At 74.4% G+C, this 21,249-nt stretch carries 24 protein-coding genes; 10 read left to right on the top strand and 14 right to left on the bottom strand.

Going from position 1 to position 21,249, the window contains the following annotated elements; genetic code table 11:
- Positions 1-6: 6 nt before the first annotated feature.
- Positions 7-1,320 carry a winged helix-turn-helix domain-containing protein gene (locus OF852_RS00300; protein WP_271119823.1) on the bottom strand — a complete coding sequence of 438 codons (1,314 nt, stop codon included), beginning with the start codon at positions 1,318-1,320 and terminating at the stop codon, positions 7-9.
- A 103-nt stretch (positions 1,321-1,423) separates the two neighbouring features.
- Between OF852_RS00300 and OF852_RS00305 the strand changes: the two genes are divergently transcribed.
- The gene (locus OF852_RS00305; RefSeq protein WP_271119824.1) at positions 1,424-2,569 is read left to right on the top strand and encodes an AI-2E family transporter; all 1,146 of its coding nucleotides are present in this window, start codon (positions 1,424-1,426) and stop codon (positions 2,567-2,569) included.
- 1 nt (position 2,570) lies between these two features.
- Entirely contained in the window at positions 2,571-3,818 is a 1,248-nt protein-coding gene (gene ilvA, locus OF852_RS00310) for a threonine ammonia-lyase (RefSeq protein WP_271119825.1), read from the top strand.
- Between the two features lie 30 nt (positions 3,819-3,848).
- Here the strand turns inward: ilvA and greA are convergent, their stop codons facing one another.
- Positions 3,849-4,337 (bottom strand): transcription elongation factor GreA, encoded by a 489-nt coding sequence (greA, locus tag OF852_RS00315; protein WP_271119826.1) that lies wholly within the window; start codon positions 4,335-4,337, stop codon positions 3,849-3,851.
- A gap of 76 nt (positions 4,338-4,413) precedes the next feature.
- On the bottom strand, positions 4,414-4,818 hold the full coding sequence (locus OF852_RS00320; protein WP_271119827.1) for a DUF4307 domain-containing protein: 405 nt from the start codon (positions 4,816-4,818) through the stop codon (positions 4,414-4,416).
- Positions 4,819-4,894: 76 nt separating this feature from the next.
- Here OF852_RS00320 and OF852_RS00325 point away from each other — a divergent pair, with 76 nt between their 5' ends.
- On the top strand, positions 4,895-5,197 hold the full coding sequence (locus OF852_RS00325; RefSeq protein WP_271119828.1) for a hypothetical protein: 303 nt from the start codon (positions 4,895-4,897) through the stop codon (positions 5,195-5,197).
- On the opposite strand, the gene trhA is transcribed toward OF852_RS00325, so the two are convergent.
- Positions 5,194-5,949 carry a PAQR family membrane homeostasis protein TrhA gene (trhA, locus tag OF852_RS00330; protein ID WP_271119829.1) on the bottom strand — a complete coding sequence of 252 codons (756 nt, stop codon included), beginning with the start codon at positions 5,947-5,949 and terminating at the stop codon, positions 5,194-5,196. The two genes, OF852_RS00325 and trhA, sit on opposite strands and share 4 nt — an antisense overlap.
- Before the next feature lie 64 nt (positions 5,950-6,013).
- Between trhA and OF852_RS00335 the strand changes: the two genes are divergently transcribed.
- The 3 genes from OF852_RS00335 (at position 6,014) to OF852_RS00345 (ending at position 9,474) form a co-directional block, all read left to right on the top strand.
- Complete coding sequence (locus OF852_RS00335) at positions 6,014-6,799, top strand: isoprenyl transferase (RefSeq protein WP_271119830.1); 786 nt, start codon at positions 6,014-6,016, stop codon at positions 6,797-6,799.
- Positions 6,796-7,911 carry an aminotransferase class V-fold PLP-dependent enzyme gene (locus tag OF852_RS00340; protein WP_271119831.1) on the top strand — a complete coding sequence of 372 codons (1,116 nt, stop codon included), beginning with the start codon at positions 6,796-6,798 and terminating at the stop codon, positions 7,909-7,911. The genes OF852_RS00335 and OF852_RS00340 overlap by 4 nt, the downstream gene beginning before the upstream one ends.
- Positions 7,912-8,196: 285 nt before the next feature.
- Entirely contained in the window at positions 8,197-9,474 is a 1,278-nt protein-coding gene (locus OF852_RS00345) for a PhoH family protein (RefSeq protein WP_271121189.1), read from the top strand.
- Between the two features lie 81 nt (positions 9,475-9,555).
- On the opposite strand, the gene aztD is transcribed toward OF852_RS00345, so the two are convergent.
- Genes aztD through aztB form a run of 4 tightly spaced genes read right to left on the bottom strand, consistent with a single transcriptional unit; the run spans position 9,556 to position 13,889 of the window.
- Positions 9,556-10,740: a zinc metallochaperone AztD gene (gene aztD, locus OF852_RS00350; protein WP_271119832.1), complete on the bottom strand. Its 1,185-nt coding sequence runs from the start codon at positions 10,738-10,740 to the stop codon at positions 9,556-9,558.
- A 37-nt stretch (positions 10,741-10,777) separates the two neighbouring features.
- Positions 10,778-11,719, bottom strand: coding sequence for a metal ABC transporter substrate-binding protein (locus tag OF852_RS00355; protein WP_271119833.1), 942 nt, complete (start codon positions 11,717-11,719; stop codon positions 10,778-10,780).
- Positions 11,716-12,960 carry an ABC transporter gene (locus OF852_RS00360; RefSeq protein ID WP_271119834.1) on the bottom strand — a complete coding sequence of 415 codons (1,245 nt, stop codon included), beginning with the start codon at positions 12,958-12,960 and terminating at the stop codon, positions 11,716-11,718. Before OF852_RS00360 ends, OF852_RS00355 begins: the two co-directional genes overlap by 4 nt.
- On the bottom strand, positions 12,957-13,889 hold the full coding sequence (gene aztB / locus OF852_RS00365; RefSeq protein WP_271119835.1) for a zinc ABC transporter permease AztB: 933 nt from the start codon (positions 13,887-13,889) through the stop codon (positions 12,957-12,959). Before aztB ends, OF852_RS00360 begins: the two co-directional genes overlap by 4 nt.
- 53 nt (positions 13,890-13,942) lie before the next feature.
- Here aztB and aztA point away from each other — a divergent pair, with 53 nt between their 5' ends.
- From aztA to OF852_RS00385, 4 genes are read left to right on the top strand one after another with little or no spacing between them, the layout of a single operon-like run.
- Positions 13,943-14,668 (top strand): zinc ABC transporter ATP-binding protein AztA, encoded by a 726-nt coding sequence (gene aztA, locus OF852_RS00370; protein ID WP_271119836.1) that lies wholly within the window; start codon positions 13,943-13,945, stop codon positions 14,666-14,668.
- On the top strand, positions 14,625-15,233 hold the full coding sequence (locus tag OF852_RS00375; protein ID WP_271119837.1) for a prepilin peptidase: 609 nt from the start codon (positions 14,625-14,627) through the stop codon (positions 15,231-15,233). The genes aztA and OF852_RS00375 overlap by 44 nt, the downstream gene beginning before the upstream one ends.
- 9 nt (positions 15,234-15,242) lie before the next feature.
- Complete coding sequence (locus OF852_RS00380) at positions 15,243-15,554, top strand: PadR family transcriptional regulator (protein WP_271119838.1); 312 nt, start codon at positions 15,243-15,245, stop codon at positions 15,552-15,554.
- The gene (locus OF852_RS00385) at positions 15,551-16,633 is read left to right on the top strand and encodes a hypothetical protein (protein ID WP_271119839.1); all 1,083 of its coding nucleotides are present in this window, start codon (positions 15,551-15,553) and stop codon (positions 16,631-16,633) included. The genes OF852_RS00380 and OF852_RS00385 overlap by 4 nt, the downstream gene beginning before the upstream one ends.
- On the opposite strand, the gene OF852_RS00390 is transcribed toward OF852_RS00385, so the two are convergent.
- The 6 genes from OF852_RS00390 to xseA all read right to left on the bottom strand — a co-directional run bounded on the left by OF852_RS00390 (position 16,634) and on the right by xseA (position 21,187).
- Positions 16,634-16,873: a DUF1232 domain-containing protein gene (locus OF852_RS00390; RefSeq protein WP_271119840.1), complete on the bottom strand. Its 240-nt coding sequence runs from the start codon at positions 16,871-16,873 to the stop codon at positions 16,634-16,636.
- A gap of 2 nt (positions 16,874-16,875) precedes the next feature.
- A complete protein-coding gene (locus OF852_RS00395) occupies positions 16,876-18,234 on the bottom strand; it encodes a class II fumarate hydratase (RefSeq protein ID WP_271121190.1) in 1,359 nt (452 codons plus the stop codon).
- A gap of 110 nt (positions 18,235-18,344) precedes the next feature.
- Complete coding sequence (locus tag OF852_RS00400) at positions 18,345-18,953, bottom strand: carbonic anhydrase (RefSeq protein ID WP_271121191.1); 609 nt, start codon at positions 18,951-18,953, stop codon at positions 18,345-18,347.
- 56 nt (positions 18,954-19,009) lie between these two features.
- Positions 19,010-19,690, bottom strand: a complete 681-nt coding sequence (locus tag OF852_RS00405; RefSeq protein ID WP_271119841.1) for a DUF4245 domain-containing protein — start codon at positions 19,688-19,690, stop codon at positions 19,010-19,012.
- The gene (locus OF852_RS00410; protein ID WP_271119842.1) at positions 19,687-19,932 is read right to left on the bottom strand and encodes an exodeoxyribonuclease VII small subunit; all 246 of its coding nucleotides are present in this window, start codon (positions 19,930-19,932) and stop codon (positions 19,687-19,689) included. The genes OF852_RS00405 and OF852_RS00410 overlap by 4 nt, the downstream gene beginning before the upstream one ends.
- A 10-nt stretch (positions 19,933-19,942) precedes the next feature.
- Positions 19,943-21,187, bottom strand: coding sequence for an exodeoxyribonuclease VII large subunit (gene xseA / locus OF852_RS00415; RefSeq protein ID WP_271119843.1), 1,245 nt, complete (start codon positions 21,185-21,187; stop codon positions 19,943-19,945).
- Between the last annotated feature and the right edge of the window lie 62 nt (positions 21,188-21,249).

The following is a 21,249-nucleotide window of genomic DNA, read 5'->3' on the forward strand; positions in this document are numbered from 1 at the left end:
AACGGCTCAGAGCCGGGCGGCGCCGGTCGGCGGGGCCGTGACGCGCCCCTCGAGCACATCCATCGCCGCCGAGCGGTCGCCGGCCGTCGGGGCATCGCTCGGCTCGAGCGGCACGCCGAGCGCCCGGGCGAGGTCGGCGGCGGCGGTGCCCCAGTCGAAGACGCGGATGTCGTCGAGCCCCTGCCAGGCGGCCGCCTCGCGCAACGCGGGCGCGACGCGCTCCTCGAGCCCGGGCGGCACCGCGTGCTCCCACCACGCCGACTGCACGCGCAGCGCGCCCGCCTTCCGGTCCCGCTTGAGATCGATCCGCCCGACGACGCGATCGTCGACGAGCACCGGCAGCGTGTAGTAGCCGAAGACCCGCTTGGGTGGCGGCGTGTAGATCTCGATCCGGTAGTGGAAGCCGAAGAGCCTCAGCGCGCGATCCCGCTCCCAGACGACCGGGTCGAAGGGCGAGAGGAGCGCCGCGGTCTCGATCCGGCGCGGGATCACGGCCCCGGCATCCATGAAGGCGGGCCGGGCCCAGCCCTCGACCTGCACCGGCAGCACGGCGCCCTCCTCGACGAGCTCCTGGAGGGCCTGCGTCGTGCGGTCGATTCGGAGGCGGAAGTAGTCGGCGAGGTGGCCGACGGTGCCGACCCCGTGCGCGACGACCGCCTGGCGGACGAGCGAGCGGGTCGCGTCCTCGGCGCTCGGGACGGGCGCGTCGAACGCCCCCGCAGGCAGCACCTGCTCGGGGAGGCCGTAGCGGCGCTCGAAGCGGCGGCGGCCGGCGGAGACGAGCTCGCCCCAGCGGAACAGGACCTCGAGCGCCATCTTCACATCCGACCAGCCCCACCACGGGCCCGTCCGGCGGTTCTCCTCGTGCTCGATCTCGCTCGCCGCCATCGGCCCGTGCTCGGCGATGTGCGCGCGGACCCACTGCATCATCCGCGCATTGGCGGGATCGCGGGCCCAGAGCTGATCGCGGGCGTCGTCGCGCTCGCGGAGCCGCTGCATCTTCCAGCGCATCTCGGGCAGGAGCTCGAGCGGCATGAGCGCCGCCTCGTGGCCCCAGAACTCGAAGTAGCGGGCGCGGCTGCCGGTGCGCTCGAAGGTGAGGGCGTCGAGTGCCGCCGTGTCGTAGGGGCCGAGGCGCGCGAGCAGCGGCAGGTAGTGGCTGCGCTCGAAGACGTTGACGCTGTCGAGCTGGAGGAGGCGGAGGCGGTCGATCCCGAGGGCGAGCTGGCGGGTGCCGACGGAGGCGGGGCGCGGCCGCGCGAAGCCCTGCGCCCCGAGCGCGAGGCGGCGGGCGCGGGCCAGCGAGAGCTTCTCCACCATCGCCCCGACCCTAGCGCCGCCCGCCGACACCGTCGGCGGCGGATCAGCTGGGCGCCGCCCGTTCCGGCGACCGCGGGGGAGCTGGTCGGCCTAGGCTTGGCGGATGGTGTTCCGATCCCGCGAGGACCGCGCTCGCGCGGCGACCGACAACCGGGTGTCCGACGGCGTCCCGCCGGGCATGCGCATCGCCGCGGCCTGGTCGTGGCGGCTGCTCGTCGTCGCCGGGCTCATCGCCCTCCTCGGCTTCCTCATCGTGCAGCTGCGGCTCATCGTCATCCCCTTCCTCATCGCGGTGGTGCTCTCGGCGCTCCTCGTGCCCTTCTGCAACTGGCTGCAGCGGCACCGCTGGCCGCGCGGGCTCGCCGTCGCGGTGACCGAGCTCGGGGTCATCGCGGTGGTCGCCGGCCTCATCACCCTGGTGGTGCAGCAGGTGCGCTCGGGCGCTCCCGCCCTGCAGGCGAAGTCGATCGAGCGCTACGACGACCTCAAGGCCCTCCTGCTCGACTCGCCCCTCCACCTCACCGAGCAGGACATCAACGAGTACGTCGCGGAGCTCGTGAAGGCCGTGCAGGCCGACACCTCCGCCCTCGTCACGGGGGCGCTCGACGTCGGCTCGACCGCCGGGCACGTGCTCGCCGGCATCCTGCTCGTGCTCTTCTCGACCCTCTTCCTGCTCCTCGACGGCCGCCGGATCTTCCGCTGGGTGACCCGGCTCTTCCCGCGGCGCGCGCAGCGCGCGGTGATCGGCGGCGGGGAGGCCGGCTGGGCGACCCTCACGACCTTCGTGAAGGTGCAGATCTTCGTCGCCTTCGTGGATGCCGTCGGCATCGGCCTGGGCGCGTGGATCCTGGGCCTCTTCTTCGGCGGGTTCCCGCTCGTCATCCCGATCGCCGTCGCCGTCTTCCTGGGCGCCTTCATCCCCGTCGTCGGCGCGGTCCTCACCGGGGCGCTCGCCGTGTTCGTCGCGCTCGTCTACTTCGGGCCCATCCCGGCGCTCATCATGCTCGGCATCGTGATCCTCGTGCAGCAGATCGAGGGGCACGTGCTGCAGCCGCTCGTCATGGGCACCGCCGTGAAGATCCACCCCCTCGCGGTGGTCCTCGCGGTCGCCGCCGGGGGCTTCATCGCGGGGATCCCGGGCGCGTTCTTCGCGGTGCCCGTGGTCGCGGTGCTCAATGTCGTCGTCGGGTACATCGCCAGGGGAGAATGGAGGTCCAATCCCCACCCGAGTGCCGAGGACGTGACCTGACGTGTCCGCTGAATTCACGACCGCCGCCGGCCCCACGCTGGCCGAGATCGAGGAGGCGCGCGAGCGCGTCGCCGAGGTCATCGAGGTCACGCCCATGCTCTCCTCGCGCTTCCTCTCGGGGCTCGCGGGGCACCAGGTGCTCCTCAAGGCCGAGAGCCTCCAGCGCACCGGCTCGTACAAGATCCGCGGCGCCTACAACTTCATCGCGCAGCTCAGCGCCGAGCAGCGCGCGCGCGGCGTCGTCGCGGCCTCCGCCGGCAACCACGCGCAGGGCGTCGCGCTCGCGGCGCGCGAGCTCGGGATCAGCGCGACCATCTTCATGCCGCTCGGCGTCGCGCTCCCGAAGCTGCAGGCCACGCGCGGCTACGGCGCCGAGGTCGTCCTGCACGGCGCGATCGTCGACGAGACGCTCCAGGCCGCCCGCGACTTCGCCGAGCGCACCGGCGCCGTCATCGTGCCGCCCTTCGACCATCACGACATCGTCACCGGCCAGGCGACGCTGGGGCTCGAGATCCTCGAGCAGGCGCCGGATGTCGAGCACATCGTCGTCCCCGTCGGGGGAGGCGGCCTCGCCTCGGGCGTCGCGGTCGCGGTGGAGTGGCTGGAGGCCGAACTCGGCCGGCGCGTGCGGGTCACGGGCGTGCAGGCGGCGAACGCGGCGGCCTACCCGCCCTCGCTCGCGGCCGGCGAGCCGACGCTGACGCCGATCACCTCGACGCTCTCCGACGGCATCGCGGTCGGGAAGCCGGGCGCCCTCAACTTCGAGATCATCCGCCGCGCCGTCGACGAGGTCGTGACGGTCGACGAGGACGACACGGCCCGCGCGATCCTCGTGCTCCTCGAGCGCGCGAAGCTCGTCGTCGAGCCGGCCGGCGCGGTCGGCGTCGCGGCGCTGCTCACGGGCGCCGTGCAGCCGCAGGGTCCGACCGTCGTGATCCTCTCGGGCGCGAACATCGACCCCATGGTCATGGAGCGCGTCATCAGCCGCGGCCTCTCGGCCTCCTCGCGCTATCTCAAGGTGACGATCCCGCTGCCCGACCGGCCGGGGCAGCTCGCGCGCATCGCCGACCTCATCGCCGAGGCGAACGCCAACGTCGTCGAGGTGCTGCACACGCGCCACGGGGTGGGTCTGCACATCAGCCAGGTGCAGATCGAGATCCACATGGAGACGCGCGGCTCGGAGCACGCCGAGCACGTGCTCGAGGTCCTGCGCGGGGCCGGCTACCAGCCGCGCGTCGACCTGGAGTAGCGCGCGCCCCTCGACGAGCCGTGGGCGACCTCAGCCGGTGTAGGTCTGCACGTCGACGATCTCGACGGCGATCTCCTTGCCGCTGGGGGCCGCGTAGCTCGTCGTGTCGCCGATCTTGAGGTCGAGGATCGCCTGGCCGAGCGGGCTCGTGGCCGGGTAGACGTCGAGGTCCGAGCTGTCGTCCGCGATCTCGCGGCTGCCGAGCAGGAAGCGGGTATCGTCGCCCGCGATCTTCGCGGTGACGACGGTGCCGACCTCGACCACGCCGTGGCTCTCGGGCGCCTCGCCGACGACGGCGCTGCGCAGGAGCGCGGTGAGCGATCGGATGCGGGCCTCGATCTTGCCCTGCTCGTCCTTCGCAGCGTGGTACCCGCCGTTCTCCTTGAGGTCGCCCTCCTCGCGCGCGATCTCGATCTTCTTCGCGATGTCGGCGCGCGCCGGCCCGCTGAGCTCCTCGAGCTCGGCGGCGAGACGGTCGTACGACTCCTGGGTCAGCCAGGTGGTGGGGGCGTCGGACATGATGTCCTCCTCAAAGATCAAGACCGGCCAGGATCGGCCGGTCTCCGGGTCAGGTGGTGCGAGGTGATCGCCCAGTCTAGGTCAGCCAGCATTCGGAGATCAATCCGGTGACGGCGGGCTCGGTGACCCGGATCGTCTCGCGGAAGGGCCTCGTGCGGGCCTCCGAGGCGGGGATGTCGACGATGCGCCAGCCGACGATCGCGTGCGTCGCGTTGAGCGCCTCGACCGCGCAGGATGCCGTCCTGCCGGGCTCGGCGGTGAGCTCCCAGCGCACCGTCACCTCCCCCTCCAGCTGCGTGTAGCCGAGGTCGCGGACCTCGAGGCTGGAGTCCGCGCCGAAGAGCCCGACCCAGACCACCCAGGCGACCGACAGGGCCACGGCGGCGGTGCCCGCGACGATCGCGAGCACGGTGCGGCGACGGCGGCGGCCGGGGGTGCGCCCGTAGCGGGCATCGAGGTCGTGGGCGGCGGGCTGGGTCACGTGGCGTCCGGATCTGAGGTGGTGGTGCGGCGTCTAAACTGGCTCCAGGCTATTCGCTCTCGACCGAGAGGCACCCGTGCTCCACTGGCTCGCCGCCGCCACCCCCGATCCGCTCGTGCCGCCGTCGGGCGTGCCCGACGAGCTCGTCTTCCCGGGCGTCTGGGGCTTCATCGCGACGGCCGGCATCGCGATCGCGGCGGTCCTGCTCATCATCGACATGGTGCGCCGCGTGCGCCGCCTCACCTACCGCGCGCAGATCCGCGAGCAGCTCGATGCGGAGCGCGCCGAGCGCGAGGCCGCGGAGGCCGAGGGCGCGACGCCCGCGTCGGACGCGCCGACGACGGATCCCGCCGAGCCCGAGCAGCCCGGCGCCCGCTAGACCGCGACCGGGTCGAGCGCGATGAGCAGGATCCCGGTCCACTGCGCGAGGAACGCGATCACGGTGCACGAGTGGAAGATCTCGTGGAAGCCGAAGACGCCCGGCACGGGGTTCGGCCGCTTGAGGCCGTAGAACACGGCGCCCACCGTGTACGACAGGCCGCCCGCGACCACGAGGACCATGGTCGCCACGTTCGCCTGGAACAGGTCGACGATGTAGAGCATCGCCGCCCAGCCGAGCAGGATGTAGAGCGCGACGTAGAGCCAGCGCGGCGCCGAGAGCCAGAAGATGCGGAAGCCGATGCCGAGCAGCGCTCCGCCCCACACCATCGCGAGCAGCAGCGTCGCCTTGTCGACCGGGAGCGCGCACACCGCGAGCGGCGTGTAGGTGCCGGCGATCAGCAGGAAGATGTTGGAGTGGTCGATCCGGCGGAAGATCGCCTTGACCCTCGGGCTCCAGTTGAAGCGGTGGTAGGTCGCCGAGACGCCGAAGAGCAGCAGCGAGGAGGCCATGAAGATCGCCGAGGCCGCCTTCGCGGGGCCGCCGTCGGCGAGGACGATGAGCACGACGCCCGCCGCGATCGCGAGGGGGAAGGTGACCGCGTGGATCCAGCCGCGCCAGGTCGGCTTGAGCTCCACCTGGCCGTGCGTGAGCTCGTCGTGGAGGAGCGGGATGTTGGGGAGATCGCCCGAGGGGTCGGCCGCGGCGCGCTCGGCTGCAGCGGGGGCGTCGTGTCTCGTCCGGCGGGGCATGCCCCGATGATAGGCCCGCGCACGGGCGGGTCCGCTGGGAGCCGCGGTGGACTACCGTAGCGATGTGCGCGAGCGGAGCAGGCGAGGTGGCGGCGGCCTCCTCTACGGCCTCTACCAGGCGCGACTCCGTCGGCAGCTGCAGGGGCGCGCGCATCCCGCGCACGTGGCGATGATCATCGACGGCAACCGCCGATGGGCGCGCGAGCGGGCGCTGGAGACGGCCGCGCACGGGCATCGGGCGGGCGCCGAGAAGATGCGCGAGTTCCTCGGCTGGTGCGACGACGCCGGCATCGGCGTCGTGACGCTCTACCTGCTCTCGACCGACAACCTCGGTGCGCGCCCCGAGGAGGAGCTGCGCGAGCTCGTCGAGATCATCGCCGACCTCGCCGACGACCTCTCACGCGCGGCCGACTGGCGCATCCAGCACGTGGGCGCCGCCGACGGGCTCCCGGATGCGCTCGTGCAGGTGCTCCGCGCGGCCGAGGCGCGCACCGCCCGCAACCGCGGCCTGCACGTGAACCTCGCGGTCGGTTACGGGGGACGCCGGGAGATCACGGATGCGATGCGCAGCATCGTGCGCGCGCACGGCGAGCGCGGCGGGACGATCGTCGATCTCGCCGAGTACCTGACGCCCGAGATGGTGGGCGAGCACCTCTACACCCAGGGGCAGCCCGACCCGGACCTCATCATCCGCACCTCGGGCGAGCAGCGCCTCAGCGACTTCATGCTCTGGCAGAGCGCGCACAGCGAGTTCTACTTCGTGGAGGCGCTCGGGCCCGACCTCCGCGAGGTCGACTTCCTGCGCGCGCTCCGCGACTACGCGAAGCGGCATCGGCGGTTTGGCCAATGACGGGGATCGACGACTACGCGGCCTCCTTCTCCGAGGAGCCCGGCTTCCTCGACTTCGCGGCCTTCGGGCCGACGGGCACGGCCGTCGCGGGCGAGCTGGCGAGCCTCACCCACGTGCTCGAGCACGCGCGTCCCGGCGCGGCGGGCGCGCTCTTCGAGCAGCGGCCCCGCGTCCTCCGGGCGGTCTCGGCGCTCACCGGCTTCGACGCCTCGCAGATCGTGTTCCAGCCGAACACCACGCAGGGCCTCATGCACGCCGTCTTCGGGCTGACGGGCGGGGTGCTCATCTCGCCGGCCGAGTTCCCGAGCCTCCCCTTCGCCGCCGAGCGCGCCCGCGCCGCGCTCGGCGCCGTCCAGCCGGTCTGGCTGCGTACCGAGCACGGGCGCGTGACGCCGGGCGACATCCGCGAGCAGCTCACGCCCTCGGTCGTCGCGGTCGGGGTGAGTCTCGTCGACTTCCGCACCGGCTACCTCGCCGACCTCGAGGGCATCCGCCAGGTCATCGGCGACCGGCTCCTCATCGTCGACGCGATGCAGGGCTTCGGCGTCGTCGACGCCCCCTGGGAGGTCGCGGACGTCGTCGCGGCGGGCGGCCAGAAGTGGGTGCGGGCCGGCTGGGGCACGGGCTTCCTCGCGCTCGGCGAGCGCGCGCTCGAGCACCTCACCCCGGTCTGGTCGGGCATCAACGGCACGGATGTCGAGGGCACGCCCATGGACGGGGTCCCCGAGCCCTCGCGCAGCGCGGCCGCGTTCCAGGTCTCGAACCCCGACCCCCTCGCGCAGGCGCGGCTCGCCGGCGCCCTCGAGCAGCTCGCCGAGGTCGGGGTGGCGGCCGTCAACGGGCGGATCGCGGAGCGGGTCTCCGAGATCATCGACCTCGCCGACGAGTTCGCGCTGCCGGTGGTCTCGCCGCGGGCCGAGCACGAGCGCGCGGGCATCGTCGTCCTCGAGCCGGAACCCGAGCGGCTGACGGCGCTCGCCGCATCCCTCGTCAACCACGGCGTCAGCGCGACCGTGCGCGCGGGGACGGCGCGGCTGTCCGCGCACGCCTCGACGGACACGGAGACCCTCGCGATGCTCCGGGCCGCGCTGCTGTCCTGGGCGACGAGCTGACCGCAGTTCACCAGATCGTCACATGCCCGCGCGTGTCGCGGCGAGCCGTGTCGGAACCCGAGCGTAGGTTCAGACCCATCAGGCATGGCGTCTGATCGGAGCGGCCACACAAGTTCGCCTCCGTGGAGCACTTCGGCCGTTCCGCCATTTGAGAGCCGGATGCGCCTCGCATCCGGGCGAGGAGTGGCAGTGCCCGCAATCGACCAGCCCCAGTCGAGCTCCACCACCCGCCGGAAGCCGGACGCCGCCGCGGCGTCGGGCGCCGCCCAGCAGGAGCGGACCTACGTGCTCGACACGTCCGTCCTGCTGAGCGATCCGAGAGCCGTCTACCGCTTCGCGGAGCATGCCGTCGTGCTGCCCGTCGTCGTGGTGACCGAGCTCGAGGCGAAGCGGCACGACCCGGAGATCGGCTACTTCGCGCGCCAGGCGCTGCGGCTCCTCGACGAGCTGCGCGTCGAGCATGAGCGCCTCGACTTCCCGATCCAGGTGGGGGAGGCGGGCGGCACGCTGCGCGTCGAGCTCAACCACTCGAACATGTCGGTGCTGCCCTCGGGGCTGCAGCTGAACGACAACGACTCCCGCATCCTCGCCGTCGCGATGAACCTCGCGAACGAGGGGCTCGCCGTGACGGTCGTGTCGAAGGATCTGCCGCTGCGCGTCAAGGCGGCCTCGATCGGCCTCCAGGCCGAGGAGTACCGCGCCGAGCTCGCCGTCGACTCCGGCTACACCGGCATGGCCGAGCTGCCGCTCTCGGCCGAGGAGATGGCGGCGCTCTACGACGCCGAGGAGGGCTCCTCGCGCCGGGTGCAGGATCTGCCGATCAACACGAGCCTCGTCATCACCTCGGAGCGCGGCTCGGCGCTCGGGCGCGTCAGCGCGCGCGGCCGCTTCAGGCTGGTGCGCGGCGACCGCGACGTCTTCGGCCTGCACGGCCGCAGCGCCGAGCAGCGGCTCGCGATCGACCTCCTCCTCGACCCGGAGATCGGGATCGTGTCGCTCGGCGGGCGCGCCGGCACCGGCAAGAGCGCCCTCGCCCTGTGCGCGGGGCTGGAGGCGGTGCTGGAGAAGCAGCAGCACCGCAAGATCATGGTCTTCCGCCCGCTCTACGCGGTCGGCGGGCAGGAGCTCGGCTACCTGCCCGGCGACAAGGACGAGAAGATGAACCCGTGGGGGCAGGCGGTCTTCGACACGCTCGGCGCCCTCGTGAGCGACAACGTGCTCGAGGAGGTCACGGAGCGGGGGATGCTCGAGGTCCTGCCCCTCACCCACATCCGCGGCCGCTCGCTGCACGACGCCTTCGTGATCGTGGACGAGGCGCAGTCGCTCGAGCGGAACGTCCTGCTCACGGTGCTCTCGCGCATCGGGCAGAACTCGCGGGTCGTGCTCACGCACGACGTCGCGCAGCGCGACAACCTCCGGGTGGGGCGCCACGACGGCGTCGCGAGCGTCATCGAGACGCTGAAGGGCCACCCGCTGTTCGCGCACATCACGCTGACGCGCTCCGAGCGCTCGGCGGTGGCGGCGCTCGTGACGGAGCTGCTGGAGGGGAACGAGCTGGCGTAGACGCACGATTCCCCCGGGTCGCGACGATCCCGCCTGCTCGGGCAGGGGACGTCGTCGCGACCCGGGGGCGTCGAAGGGGGACTAGCCGGCGACCGCGAGCTCGACGGGCGCCGCGGCGAGCTGCGCCGTCGCGGTGATCTCGCCCGAGTCGACGTCCACCGCGAGGAGGCGGTCCGAGGCGGGGTCGGTCACGAGCGCGCTGTGCTCCCAGACCTTGAGCGCCGGGTGCGCGTCCTGCCACTCGGCGGGGCCCTCCCACGCGTCGATGAGCGGGAAGGAGGCGGTGGTCTCGCCCGTCGCCGGGTCGATGACGTGGAGGGCGCCGTCGGTGCCGAGGAGCAGCGCCTCGTCGTGCGGGCCGCGCGCGAGGTCGCGGAAGGTGTATCCGGCCGGCGCCTCGTGCACGCTCAGCTCGCCCGCCGCGGTGTCGATGAGCGAGAACGACGAGAGCACGTAGCCCTCGGCGTCGGGGTCGTCGTTGTAGTCGCCGAGCGCGACGGGCGAGTCGTGCGTCGTGAACTGGTTGCCGATGCGGCCGAACTCGTCGGGGGCGGCGAGCTTCTCGAACGCGCCCGCCGCGTAGACGAGCACGCCGTCCTCGCAGCCGAAGACGGCGACCTCGCCGGCCGCCGTGCCCTCGCCGTGGACGCCGGGGCACTCCTCGTTCCGGGTGATCTCCTTCCGGCCGGCCCCGAGCGCGCGGACGCCGCTGCGCGACTCGCTGTCGCCGATCGTCGTGAGGAGGGTGCCGTCCTCGAGCTGCAGGGCGACGCCGTGGTGCGCGTCCTCGGACTCGACCACCTCGGACTCGGGGGCCTCGTGCGAGCCGAGGAAGGCATCCGTGTCGAAGAGGGTGGCGTCGCCGGTCGCGTCGTCGAAGAGCACGGTCGTGCCGGCGTGGGGGACCACGTGGCCGGCGGCGTCCGCGGGGATCACGAGCTCGGTCAGCTCGGGCTCGCCCGTGGTGCCGGCCGCCGTGTCGAGCAGCTGGAAGCCCTCGGCGGTCGTGACCATGACGTGGCGCCCGTCGCCGACGGGGTTGACGCGGGTGAAGCCCTCGATGGGCAGCTCGGCGACCTGCTCGAGGGTGGCGGCGTCGAGGACGGCGATGCCGCCCTCGTAGGTGACGGCGATGCGCGCTCCGGCGGCCTGCCCGTCGGTCTCGTCGGGGGCGGCGTCGGGGGCGGCGCTCGTCGCGCAGCCGCTGAGGAGGAGGCCGGCGGCGGCGAGTGCCCCGGCGGCCGTGATGATGCGGTGTCGTCTCATGTCGAGCATCCTATTGATAACCATTCTCAATACAAAATCACGCCGAGAGCGCGGTCGCGATGAGCTCCGCGTTCGCCCGCAGGAGGCCGAGATAGCTCGAGGCCTCGCCCTGCGCCGACAGGGTCTCCGCGTGGAGCGGCACCACCGCGACCTCGACGCCGGCCTCCTCGGCGAGCACCCGGGCGAGTCGATCCGGCTGGGAGGCCTGCACGAAGATCGCCGGCACGCCGGCCTCCCGGATCGTCGTCGCGAGGCCGCGGAGGTCCGCGGCGCTCGGCGAGGCGAGCGTCGTGCCGCCGGGCACGATCGCCCCGACGACCTCGAAGCCGTAGCGATCCGCGAGGTAGCCGAGCACGTGGTGGTCGGTCACGAGCCGTCGACGCTCCGCCGGGATCGCGGCGAAGGCCGCCTCGAGCTCCGCGTCGACCTCCGCGAGCTCGGCGCGCGAGCCGTCCGCGGAGGCCGCGACGGCATCCCCGTCGATCCCCGGCACGTGCTCGAGCAGCGCCGCCTCGATCCCGTCGACGACGAGCCGCATGCGCGCGGGATCGTTCCAGAAGTGCGGGTCGAGCGAGGTCTCGCCGTCGACGTCCGCGACCTCGAGCGTCGGCACGAGCTCGCCGGCGACGAGCACCGGCACGCCGTCCGCCTCCGCCGACTCGACCAGCTGCCAGGCGCCCTCCTCGAGCCCGAGCCCGCTCGCGACCATGAGATCGGCATCGGCGACGCGGGCCGCCTCCCGGGCCGACGGCTGGAAGGCGTGCGGATCCGAGCCGGGCGGCATGAGGGTCACGACCTCCGCCTCCTCGCCGACGACGCCCGCGACGACGTCGCCGAGGATGTCGGTCGTCACGACCACGAGCGGGCGGCCGTCGTCGCCGCCGAGCGCCGCGCACCCGGCGAGGGCGCTCGCCGAGAGCGCGAGCGCGAGCGCCGCGGCGCCGGCCCGCGCGCCTCCGGAGCGGAGCGCGCGCCTCATCGGCCCGTCTCCAGCGCCACGGCGCCGCGCGGCACCTCGAACTCGCGCGCCACCGTGCCGCCGTCGCGGTAGTCGAGCTCGAGCACCCGGCCCGCGTGCGGCAGCGCGAGATAGGCGCGATCGGCGTCGACCGTGAGCGCGGCGCCCTCGAGTCCCGCGGCGTCGGCGAGCGGCTCGCTCGCCGAGACGGTGTCGCCGGATGCCGGGTCGAGCACGAGCAGCCGGCCCGTCCGGTCGATCGCGACCACGCGGTCCTCGTCGTCGTCGATCGCCGCGACGAGCGCGAGCGGCCGCTCGGTCTCCACGAGCGACCACGTGCGCGCCCGGGAGTCGAGCACCCAGGCGCCGCGGTCGCCCGCGACGCCCGCCGTCGCGGGGCGGTCGAGGCGGGAGGCGAAGGCGGTGGCCGCGGGTGGCGGATCACCGGCCCCCGCCTCGCCGAACGGGATGCGCTCGAGCTCGACGCCGTCCGATCCGCTCACCGCGAGCACGGCGCCGTCGGCGCAGCCCAGGACGGCGCCGACGCGGGTGAGCCGTGCGCCTGCGGGGTCCGGGCACGCCTCGGAGGCGAGCTCCTCGCCGTCGTCGTCGAGGAGCCGCGCGCGCCCCGCCCCCGCATCCCCGAGGAGGACGGCCTCCCCGACGGGGATCGCGGCGCTCGATCCGGGATGCACCGCGCGCGTGAGCTCGGCGATCTCGCCCTGTCCGAGGGACTCGCGATCGAGCACGACGAGCTCGCCGGAGCCCGGGAACAGCACGCTCGTGCGCCCCTCGCTCGACTGCAGGCGGGGCGGCTCGGTCTCGGCCGCCGCCTCCGAGGCGGTCACCGCCTCGAGGAGCCGCGGCGGCGCCTCGTAGTAGTGCGAGTGGTCGCCGTGGGGGCGCGTCCACCGGCCGCTGTCGACGAGCGCGACGCGACCCGGGGCGAGGGAGGCGGCGAATCGGCCGTCCGTCCACGTCGCCTCGGGCGCGGCGGTCGTGCCGAGGTCGACCCGCGACTCGTCGAGGAGGTCGAGGAGCTCGAGGGCGCCGTCCTCGCCGAGCACGAGGAGCGCGGGGTGCGGCTCGTCGAGCTCGGCGGCGCCCTCCACGTGCCCGTGATCGTCGTCGCCGGTCGGCCCGTCCGTGACGGGGGAGGTCGGGGCGGCGCAGCCTGCGAGGAGCAGGGATGCCGCGATCAGGGCGGTGAGCGATGTCGTGGCGCCCCGGGGGAGGCGGGGCCGGTCGGGGCGCGGGGTCATGCGGTCCTCTCGGTGGTGGGGATCGGGTGGTCGTCGTGGTCGGGATGGTGGATGCGGTCGTCGTGGCCGGGATCGTCCTCGGGCTCGGCCGGCGGCCCGGCCGACCGGCCGCGCAGACGCGCCAGCGCGGCCCGGACACCGTGCGAGGCTCCCGCGACGAGCACCGCTGCGAGCGCGATCGAGGCGCCGCCCGCCGTGCCGAGGTGCCAGGAGGCGAGCAGCCCGAGCAGGACCGCGAGCGAGCCGAGCGCGGCCGCGAGGAGCATCGTCGTCGGCACCCGCCGCGTCCAGGCGCCCGCCGCGACGGCCGGCGCGAGGAGGAGCGCGACGACGAGGAGCGCGCCCACCGCCTGGTAGGCGACGACCACGGCGAGGGTCACGAGCCCGGTGAGCGCGATCTCCGCGACCCGGGGCCGCATCCCCATCGTGTGGGCGATGCGCTCGTCGAGCGCGAGGAGGGCGAAGGGGCGGCGGCCGAGCGCGGCGACGAGGATCGCGAGTGCGAGACCGCCCGCGAGGAGGGCCAGCTCCTCGCCTCGGATCGCGAGGATGTCGCCGAAGAGGATCGCGGTGATGTCGCCCGCGAAGCTCCGCGACGCCGAGGCGATCGCGACGCCCGCCGCGAGCATGCCCGCGAAGACGAGGCCGATGCTCGTGTCGGCGGCGAGGCGGCGTCGGCGGGTGAGGGCGCCGACGGCGAGGCTCATGGCGCTCGCGCTGAGGGCGGCGCCGAGCACCGGCGGCGCGCCGAGGAGGAGGGCGATCGCGATGCCGGGCAGCATCCCGTGCGCGAGCGCCTCGCCGAGGAAGGCCATGCCGCGGATGACGACCCAGGTGCCGACGACGCCGCAGAGCGCGGCCGTGAGGATGCCGCCGAGGAGCGCTCGCTGGAGGAAGGCCGTCTGGAGCGGCTCGAGGAGATGGTCCACGACGATCATGGTAGCCAAACGAGAACGGTTATCATTTCGTATAGAGTGTCCGGATGTCCACCCTCGTCCGGCTCCGCGGGGTCGCCGTCCTCCGCGGGAGCACCCGCGCCCTCGACCGGATCGACGTCGAGCTGCCCGCCCACGGGGTCGTCGCGGTGCTCGGCGGCAACGGCGCCGGCAAGTCGACCCTGCTCGAGCTCCTCGCCGGGATCGCGCGCCCATCGACGGGCTCGCTCGAGTGGGCCGCCGGCTCACCGCCGCCCACGGCGCTCGTCGTGCAGCGGAGCGAGGCGGACGACCGGCTCCCCCTCACCGTGGAGGACGTCGTCGCGATGGGCCGCTGGGCCGCCCTCGGGCTCTGGCGCCCGCTCCGGCGCGCCGACCGCGCCGCCGTCGCCCAGGCGATCGACCGCCTCGGCCTCGGCGAGCTCCGTCGGCGTCGGCTCGGCGAGCTCTCCGGCGGCCAGCGCCAGCGCGCGCTCCTCGGCCAGGCGCTCGTCCGCCGCGCCCGCCTGCTGCTGCTCGACGAACCCGACGCGGGGCTGGATGCCGCATCCCGGGAGGTCCTCGGGCGCGTGCTCCGCGAGGCGGCGGGGGAGGGGGCGGCGGTCGTGCTCGCGACCCACGACCGCCGGGCGGCGCGCGACGCCGATCATCGCATCCACCTCGTCGAGGGCCGGATCCGGGATGTGGAGAACCCGCTCGCGACAGCGGCGCGCTCGCTACCGTGGCACGATGCCGACCGCCGCGAGGAGCCGTCTCGGAGCGCGTCGCGCTGATCCGGCGCTCGCGTCGCCGCTGCCGCCCGACGTCGAGTCGCCGGGGGCGCGGATCGAGGCGGGGATCGCGGCGCTTCTCGTGGCGCTCGTCGCGCTCCGACACCTCGCGGAGCCCGCGGGCGGCTGGTGGCTCGCGCCGGCCGCGCTCCTCGCGCTCGCCGGCGCGCGGCTCGTCTGGACGGATCTGCGGCAGCATCGCATCCCGAACTCGGTGACGGCGCCGCTCGCGGCCCTCGGCGTCGCCGGTCTCGCGCTCGATGCGGCGGCGGGCGCGCGAGTCGGCGTGCTCGTCCCCGCGCTCCTCGTCGCGGGCGTGCTCGCCGCGCTCGCGGCGACGGGCGGGATCGGCATGGGCGACGCGAAGCTCGTGCTCGGTCTGGGGCTCGCCTCGCCGACCGCGACCGCGGCGATCGCGACGCCCATGCTGGCCGTGCTCATCGGCGGTCTCGCGGCCGTGCCGGCGCTCCTCGCGGGGCGCCGTCGCGAGCGGCAGCCCTTCGGGCCCGCGCTGCTGCTCGGCTGGGCGGGGGCGGTCGGAGTGGACCCGCTATCTCTATATAGCTAGAGTAAGCGCATGCAGCCGCTCGCCCGTGTGACGCCCGCGACCCTCGACGCCCTCGACGCGCTCCTCGCCGAGCCCGCACCCGTGTGGGGGCTCCTCGTCGTCAAGCGCAGCGGGCGGCCCGCCGGCAGCGTGTATCCGATCCTCGAGCGGCTCGAGCGGCTCGGCTGGCTCGAATCCCGATGGGAGGACGAGCCCGGGCGCAGCGGCCCCCGGCGCCGGCTCTACCGGCTCACCGCCGACGGCGCCGTCGCGGCCGCCGAGCTCACGAGTCGCGCCCGATCGGCCGCCCGCGGGGCGCGCGCGACGGAAGCCACCGCGTGATCGCCCGACTGCTGCGGATCCTCGCCGCGACCATGCCCGCCGGTGTCCGCGAGCGGTATCGCGAAGAGTGGGCCGCCGATGCCGCCGGCGCCGCGGAGCTCGGCCGCCGCCCCGCCGAGGTCCTCCTCGGCGCCCTCGCCACCGCGGTGTCCATCGACCGCGCCGACCCCCGGGCGAGCGGCCTCGACGTCCGCTCGCTCGCCCTCCGCCGAGGCCGGTGGGGCGCCGCGCTCGTCGGCAGCGGGCTCCTCGTCGCCATGCTGTGCTTCCTCGCCGCCGGCCGCAGCGAGGGGATGCCGTGGCTGGCCGCGGCGGAGGGGGCGGCGACCGCGCTCGCCCTCGCGGCCGGCATCGCCGGTCTGGGCTTCCTGGCCTCCGCGATCGTGCTCGTGCTCCCCGGCTCGGGTCGCTCGGCGATGCTCGCCGTCGCGCTGTGCCTCGTCCTCGGCGCCGTCGGCCTCCTCGTCATCGGCCCCGTGCTCCTCGTCGCGATGCTCGTGCTCGGCTCGGCGGTCGGCGTGCCGCTCGCGGTCGTGCTCGCGCTCCGCCCGCGTGCGGCGGCGGAGGCGGAGCGCCCGATCGCGACGGCGCTCGTCGCCCTCGGCGGGGCGCTCGCCGTGCTCGGGACGACCGCGCTCGGGCTGCTCCACGTCTTCGTGTGGAACCCGCTCGCGAAGGTGCCCGGCCTCCCGCTCGAGGCGATCTACGCACGGCTGGAGGCCGCCGGCGAGCTCGGCGCGCCCCTCGCGCCCGGGCTCTGGGCCGCCGGCGCGGTGCTCTCCGTGCTCGCGATCCTCGCCACGAGCACGCTGCCGCTGCGGCGGCTCCGCGCCTCCCGCTCGCCGAGACGGGCGGCGATCGCGGGGCTCGGCGCGCTCTCGGCGACCGCGTTCGGCGTCTGGATGGCGGGCTTCACGATGGGCATGGGGCTCGCGGACACCTTCATGACCGATGGCGGCGATGCCGCGCCGACGGGGCTCGTCCTCGCGCTGCTCGGCGCCGCGACCGGCATCCCTGCCCTGTGGCTCGCGCTCACGCCGGGCCCGGTGATGCCGCGCCCGGCACCGACCTCCGCCTGATCAGGGCCGGGGGGCCGGACCGCCCGGAGCCGCCGGCCCGCCCGGGCGCCCCGGGGCGCCGCGACCGCCCGAGAGCAGGCGCCAGATCCCGTAGGCGGCGCCGATGAGCACGCCCGCGTCGTCGAGGAGCCCGATGGGCCCCGTCAGGAGCTCGGGGATGACGTCGATCGGCGAGAGCCCGTAGGCGATCGCACCGGCCCCGATGAGGACGGCGGCGAGGATGCGACGACCCCGTGGCACGATCAGCCCGGGTGGGTCATCGAGAGGACGTCGAGGGCGGTGTCGAGCTGCGCCTCGGTCACCTCGCCGCGCTCGACGAAGCCGAGATCGACGACCGCCTCGCGCACGGTGAGCCCGTTCGCGACGGAGTGCTTCGCGATCTTCGCCGCCGCCTCGTAGCCGATGAGCTTGTTGAGCGGGGTGACGATCGAGGGCGAGGACTCGGCGAGCGCGCGGGCGCGGTCGAGGTTCGCCTCGAGCCCGGCGACCGTCTTGTCGGCGAGCACGCGGCTCGAGTTCGCGAGGAGGCGGATCGACTCGAGGAGCGAGGTGCCCATGACGGGGATCGCGACGTTGAGCTCGAAGGAGCCCGAGGCGCCCGCCCAGGCGATCGTCGCGTCGTTGCCGATGACGCGCGCCGCGACCATGAGCACGGCCTCCGGGACGACCGGGTTGACCTTGCCGGGCATGATCGAGGAGCCGGGCTGGAGGTCGGGGATCGCGAGCTCGCCGAGACCCGTGTTGGGGCCGGAGCCCATCCAGCGGAGGTCGTTGCAGATCTTCGTGAGCGAGACGGCGATGACGCGGAGCGCGCCCGAGGCGTCGACGAGGCCGTCGCGCGCGCCCTGCGCCTCGAAGTGGTCGAGCGCCTCCGTCACGGGGAGGCCGGAGTCGCTCGCGAGCTCCGCGATGACCTGCTGCGGGAAGCCCTTCGGCGTGTTGATGCCGGTGCCGGTCGCGGTGCCCCCGAGCGGGACCTCCGCGACGCGGGGGAGCGCGGTGCGGACGCGCTCGACGCCGAGGCGGATCTGGCGCGCATAGCCGCCGAACTCCTGCCCGAGTGTCACGGGGGTCGCATCCATGAGGTGGGTGCGACCCGCCTTGACGGCGTCCTTCCAGAGCTCGGCCTTCGCCTCGAGCGCGCTCGCGAGGTGCTCGAGCGCGGGCTCCAGGTCGTGGATGAGGGCCGCCGTCACGGCGACGTGGACGGAGGTCGGGAACACGTCGTTCGAGGACTGCGACATGTTGACGTGGTCGTTCGGGTGGACGTCCGCCCCGAGCTTGTCCGTCGCGAGCGTCGCGAGCACCTCGTTCATGTTCATGTTCGAGCTCGTGCCCGAGCCCGTCTGGTAGGTGTCGACGGGGAAGTGCTCGTGGTGCTCCCCGCCGATGATCTCGTCGGCCGCGGCGACGATCGCGTCCGAGATGCCGGCGTCGAGGATCCCGATCCGGGCGTTCACGATCGCCGCGGCGCGCTTGATGCGCGCGAGGGCGACGATCTGCGCGGACTCGAGACCCGTGCCCGAGATCGGGAAGTTCTCGACGGCGCGCTGCGTCTGCGCGCGGTAGAGCGCGGATGCGGGCACCCGCACCTCGCCCATCGTGTCGTGCTCGATGCGGTACTCGGTCTCGGTGCTCACGTGTTGCGCCCCTTGTCTCTCGTGTCTCTCGTGCGTGCGGTGTGTCGTGGGTCTCGCGCGTTCCGGGTGGATCAGGGGAGGTCGGCGGCGTCGACGGCGCCGATCACGACATCCGGCACGACCCGGCCCTCGCGCAGCCGGTAGTTCGCGCCGACGATCGCGAGGGTGCCCGCCGCGACCGCGTCGCTGATGAGCTCGCTCGACTGCAGGAGCTCCCCGACGGTGTCGCGCAGGTGCTCGCGGCCGACGACGGTCGCGTCGGGCTCCGTCAGCCAGTCGCCCGTGACGCGCACGCGGCGCACCGCGGGGCGGATGGGCGCGATGAGCTGGGCGATGTGCGGCGGGAGGGGCGCGGCCTCGGGCATCTCCTGCTCGATCGCGGCGCGGACGGCGCCGCAGGAGTCGTGGCCGAGCACGACGATGAGCGGGACGTCGAGGACGGCGACGGCGTACTCGAGCGAGCCGACGACCGAGTCGGAGATGACCTGGCCCGCGTTGCGGACGACGAACAGGTCGCCGAGGCCCTTGTCGAAGATGATCTCGGCCGCGAGGCGGGAGTCGGCGCAGCCGAAGAGCGCGGCGTGCGGCGCCTGCGAGCCCTCGGTCTCGGCGCGGCGCTCGACGTCCTGGCGGGGGTGGCTCGGCTCGCTCGCGACGAAGCGGGCGTTGCCGCGCGCCATCTCGTGCCAGGCCTGCGCCGGCGTCGTCCGGCCCTCGGCCGCGGTGCTGTCCGCGCTCACGGCGCCTCCTCCTCGCCGGGCTGCCCGGCATCCTCGATCTGGGCGGCGCCCGCGGCGACCGCCTCGGCGAGCGCCGCGAACTCGGCATCGCCCGCCGTCCCCGCGAGCACGAAGGTGGACCCGCCGAGCTCGCTGACCAGCGCGTACGCGCGGTTGCCCGCATCCCTCGCCTCGCGCTGGTCGTACACCGTCCAGCTCGCGCCGCCGAGCTCGACGGTGCCGCTCGGGATCGCGCCCCGCAGCTCGGTCGAGACCCAGCTCGCGTTGCCCTCGAGGCCCTGCACGAAGCCGATGTAGCCCGTCTGGCCCTCGACGCGCGGCGTCAGGAGGCCGATGCGCCAGGAGGGGACGTCGCCCACGGCCCGGTACTCGGCCCGGTTCGAGCTCCAGCCCGCGGGCAGCTCGGGGATCACGAGCCGGCCGCCGGCGTCGTCCTGCGCGCTCGCGCCGATCCGTGCGAAGTCGACGCTCTCGCGCGGGGCGGGATCCGGTCGCACGACCACGAGGATCAGGAACGCGACGATCGCGAGGGAGGCGACGAGCGCGATGACGAGGTTGAGCGCCGTCTGGTTCGCGCGCCGCTTCGCGCTCGCCGCGGCCTTGCGGTCGGCCGTCTCCTGCGGGGTCTCGGGGCGGCCGAGCTCCGCGACGATGCGCGGGCCGCGCTCGCCGCTCACGAGCGGTCGGCGCCCTCGGCGCCGGTCGCCGTCGCCGCGGCGCGCGCACGATCGAGTCGCTCCTTGGCGCCGAGCAGCCACTCCTCGCAGCGCTGCGCGAGCGCCTCCCCGCGCTCCCAGAGCGAGATCGACTCCTCGAGCGTCGCGGCGCCCTGCTCGAGCCGCTGGACGACCTGGACGAGCTCGTCGCGGGCGGCCTCGTAGCTCAGGGATGCGACGTCGGTCTGGGGGGAGTCGGACACGGCCACGAGTCTAGCCGCGACCGGCGATCGTCTCGGCGGGGCCCTCGACGCTCGTGGAGAGCCCGCCGTCGGCGAGGGTGAGGAGGAGGGTCGTGCCCGCCGGCGCATCCGCCGCGCTGCGGAGCGCCCGGCCGTCCGGCAGCTGGGCGATCGCGTAGCCGCGGTCGAGGGTGCGCTGCGGCGAGAGGGCCCGGAGGCCGCTCGCGAGCTCGGCGACGCGGGCGCCCGCGCGCTCGAGCTGGTGGTCGACGAGGGTCGAGCCGCGCTCCACCCAGCGCACGACCTCCTCGGCGCGGCGCTCGACGAGCGTGCCCGGCTCCGCCAGCACGGGGCGCGAGCGGAGCTGGCCGAGCCGGTCGATCTCCTGCGCGACGAGTCCCGTGACCCGCAGCCCGATGCGGGCGCGCGCCTGCTGCACGCGGGCGAGCTCGTCGGCGACGTCGGGCACGACGCGCTTCGCGGCATCCGTCGGGGTCGAGGCGCGGAGGTCGGCGACCTCGTCGAGGAGGGGGCGGTCGGCCTCGTGGCCGATGGCGCTCACGATGGGCGTGCGCGCGGCGGCCGCGGTGCGCAGCAGCTCCTCGTCGCTGAAGGGGAGCAGGTTCTGGAAGTCGCCGCCGCCACGGGCGACGATGATGACCTCGACCTCGGGGTCGGCATCCAGCTCGCGGATGCCGGCCGCGACCTCCGTCGCTGCCCGATCGCCCTGGACGGCCGCGTAGCGGACGCGGAAGCGGACGCCGGGCCAGCGCAGCTGCGCGTTCCGCAGCACGTCCTTCTCGGCGTCGGAGTCGCGGCCCGTGACGAGCCCGACGACGCCGGGGAGGAAGGGGAGGGGGCGCTTGCGCTCCGGGTCGAAGAGCCCCTCCTCCTGGAGCTTGCGCCGCAGCCGCTCGAGGCGCTCGAGGAGGTCGCCGAGGCCGACGTGCCGGAGGTCGTGCACCTGCATCGTGAGCGTGCCGCCCTTGACCCAGTAGTCGGGCTTCACGAGGGCGACGACGCGGTCGCCCTGCGCGAACTCCTCCGTGAGCCTCGAGCGCACGCTCGACCACAGGCTGATGGAGACCGTCGCGTCCTGCTCGAGGTCCTTGAGCTTGCCGTAGACGTTCGCGCCGCGGACGTTCCACTGGGCGAGCTCGCCCTCGACCCAGACCGAGCCGAGCCGGTCGATGTAGCCGCGGATCTTCTGCGAGAGGGTGCCGACCGGCCACGGGGACTCCGGGGTCGGGGCCGCCGCGTCCGCCTGCTCGCTCATGCCGGACAGGCTACGGGATGCCGCCGACCCCGGCCCGGCTGCTCCACAGGCGGCCCGCGTAG

This window comes from Homoserinibacter sp. YIM 151385 (assembly GCF_027912415.1).
In the GTDB taxonomy this organism is placed as follows: domain Bacteria; phylum Actinomycetota; class Actinomycetes; order Actinomycetales; family Microbacteriaceae; genus Schumannella.

Excerpts from the sequence above, each read along its gene's own strand:
- OF852_RS00300 (WP_271119823.1), bottom strand. The coding sequence starts at position 1,320 with ATGGTGGAGAAGCTCTCGCTGGCCCGCGCCCGCCGCCTCGCGCTCGGG.
- OF852_RS00305 (WP_271119824.1), top strand. The coding sequence starts at position 1,424 with ATGGTGTTCCGATCCCGCGAGGACCGCGCTCGCGCGGCGACCGACAAC.
- greA (WP_271119826.1), bottom strand. The coding sequence starts at position 4,337 with ATGTCCGACGCCCCCACCACCTGGCTGACCCAGGAGTCGTACGACCGT.
- trhA (WP_271119829.1), bottom strand. The coding sequence starts at position 5,949 with ATGCCCCGCCGGACGAGACACGACGCCCCCGCTGCAGCCGAGCGCGCC.
- OF852_RS00340 (WP_271119831.1), top strand. The coding sequence starts at position 6,796 with ATGACGGGGATCGACGACTACGCGGCCTCCTTCTCCGAGGAGCCCGGC.
- aztD (WP_271119832.1), bottom strand. The coding sequence starts at position 10,740 with ATGAGACGACACCGCATCATCACGGCCGCCGGGGCACTCGCCGCCGCC.
- OF852_RS00355 (WP_271119833.1), bottom strand. The coding sequence starts at position 11,719 with ATGAGGCGCGCGCTCCGCTCCGGAGGCGCGCGGGCCGGCGCCGCGGCG.
- OF852_RS00360 (WP_271119834.1), bottom strand. The coding sequence starts at position 12,960 with ATGACCCCGCGCCCCGACCGGCCCCGCCTCCCCCGGGGCGCCACGACA.
- aztA (WP_271119836.1), top strand. The coding sequence starts at position 13,943 with ATGTCCACCCTCGTCCGGCTCCGCGGGGTCGCCGTCCTCCGCGGGAGC.
- OF852_RS00375 (WP_271119837.1), top strand. The coding sequence starts at position 14,625 with ATGCCGACCGCCGCGAGGAGCCGTCTCGGAGCGCGTCGCGCTGATCCG.
- OF852_RS00380 (WP_271119838.1), top strand. The coding sequence starts at position 15,243 with ATGCAGCCGCTCGCCCGTGTGACGCCCGCGACCCTCGACGCCCTCGAC.
- OF852_RS00395 (WP_271121190.1), bottom strand. The coding sequence starts at position 18,234 with ATGGGCGAGGTGCGGGTGCCCGCATCCGCGCTCTACCGCGCGCAGACG.
- OF852_RS00400 (WP_271121191.1), bottom strand. The coding sequence starts at position 18,953 with ATGGCGCGCGGCAACGCCCGCTTCGTCGCGAGCGAGCCGAGCCACCCC.
- xseA (WP_271119843.1), bottom strand. The coding sequence starts at position 21,187 with ATGAGCGAGCAGGCGGACGCGGCGGCCCCGACCCCGGAGTCCCCGTGG.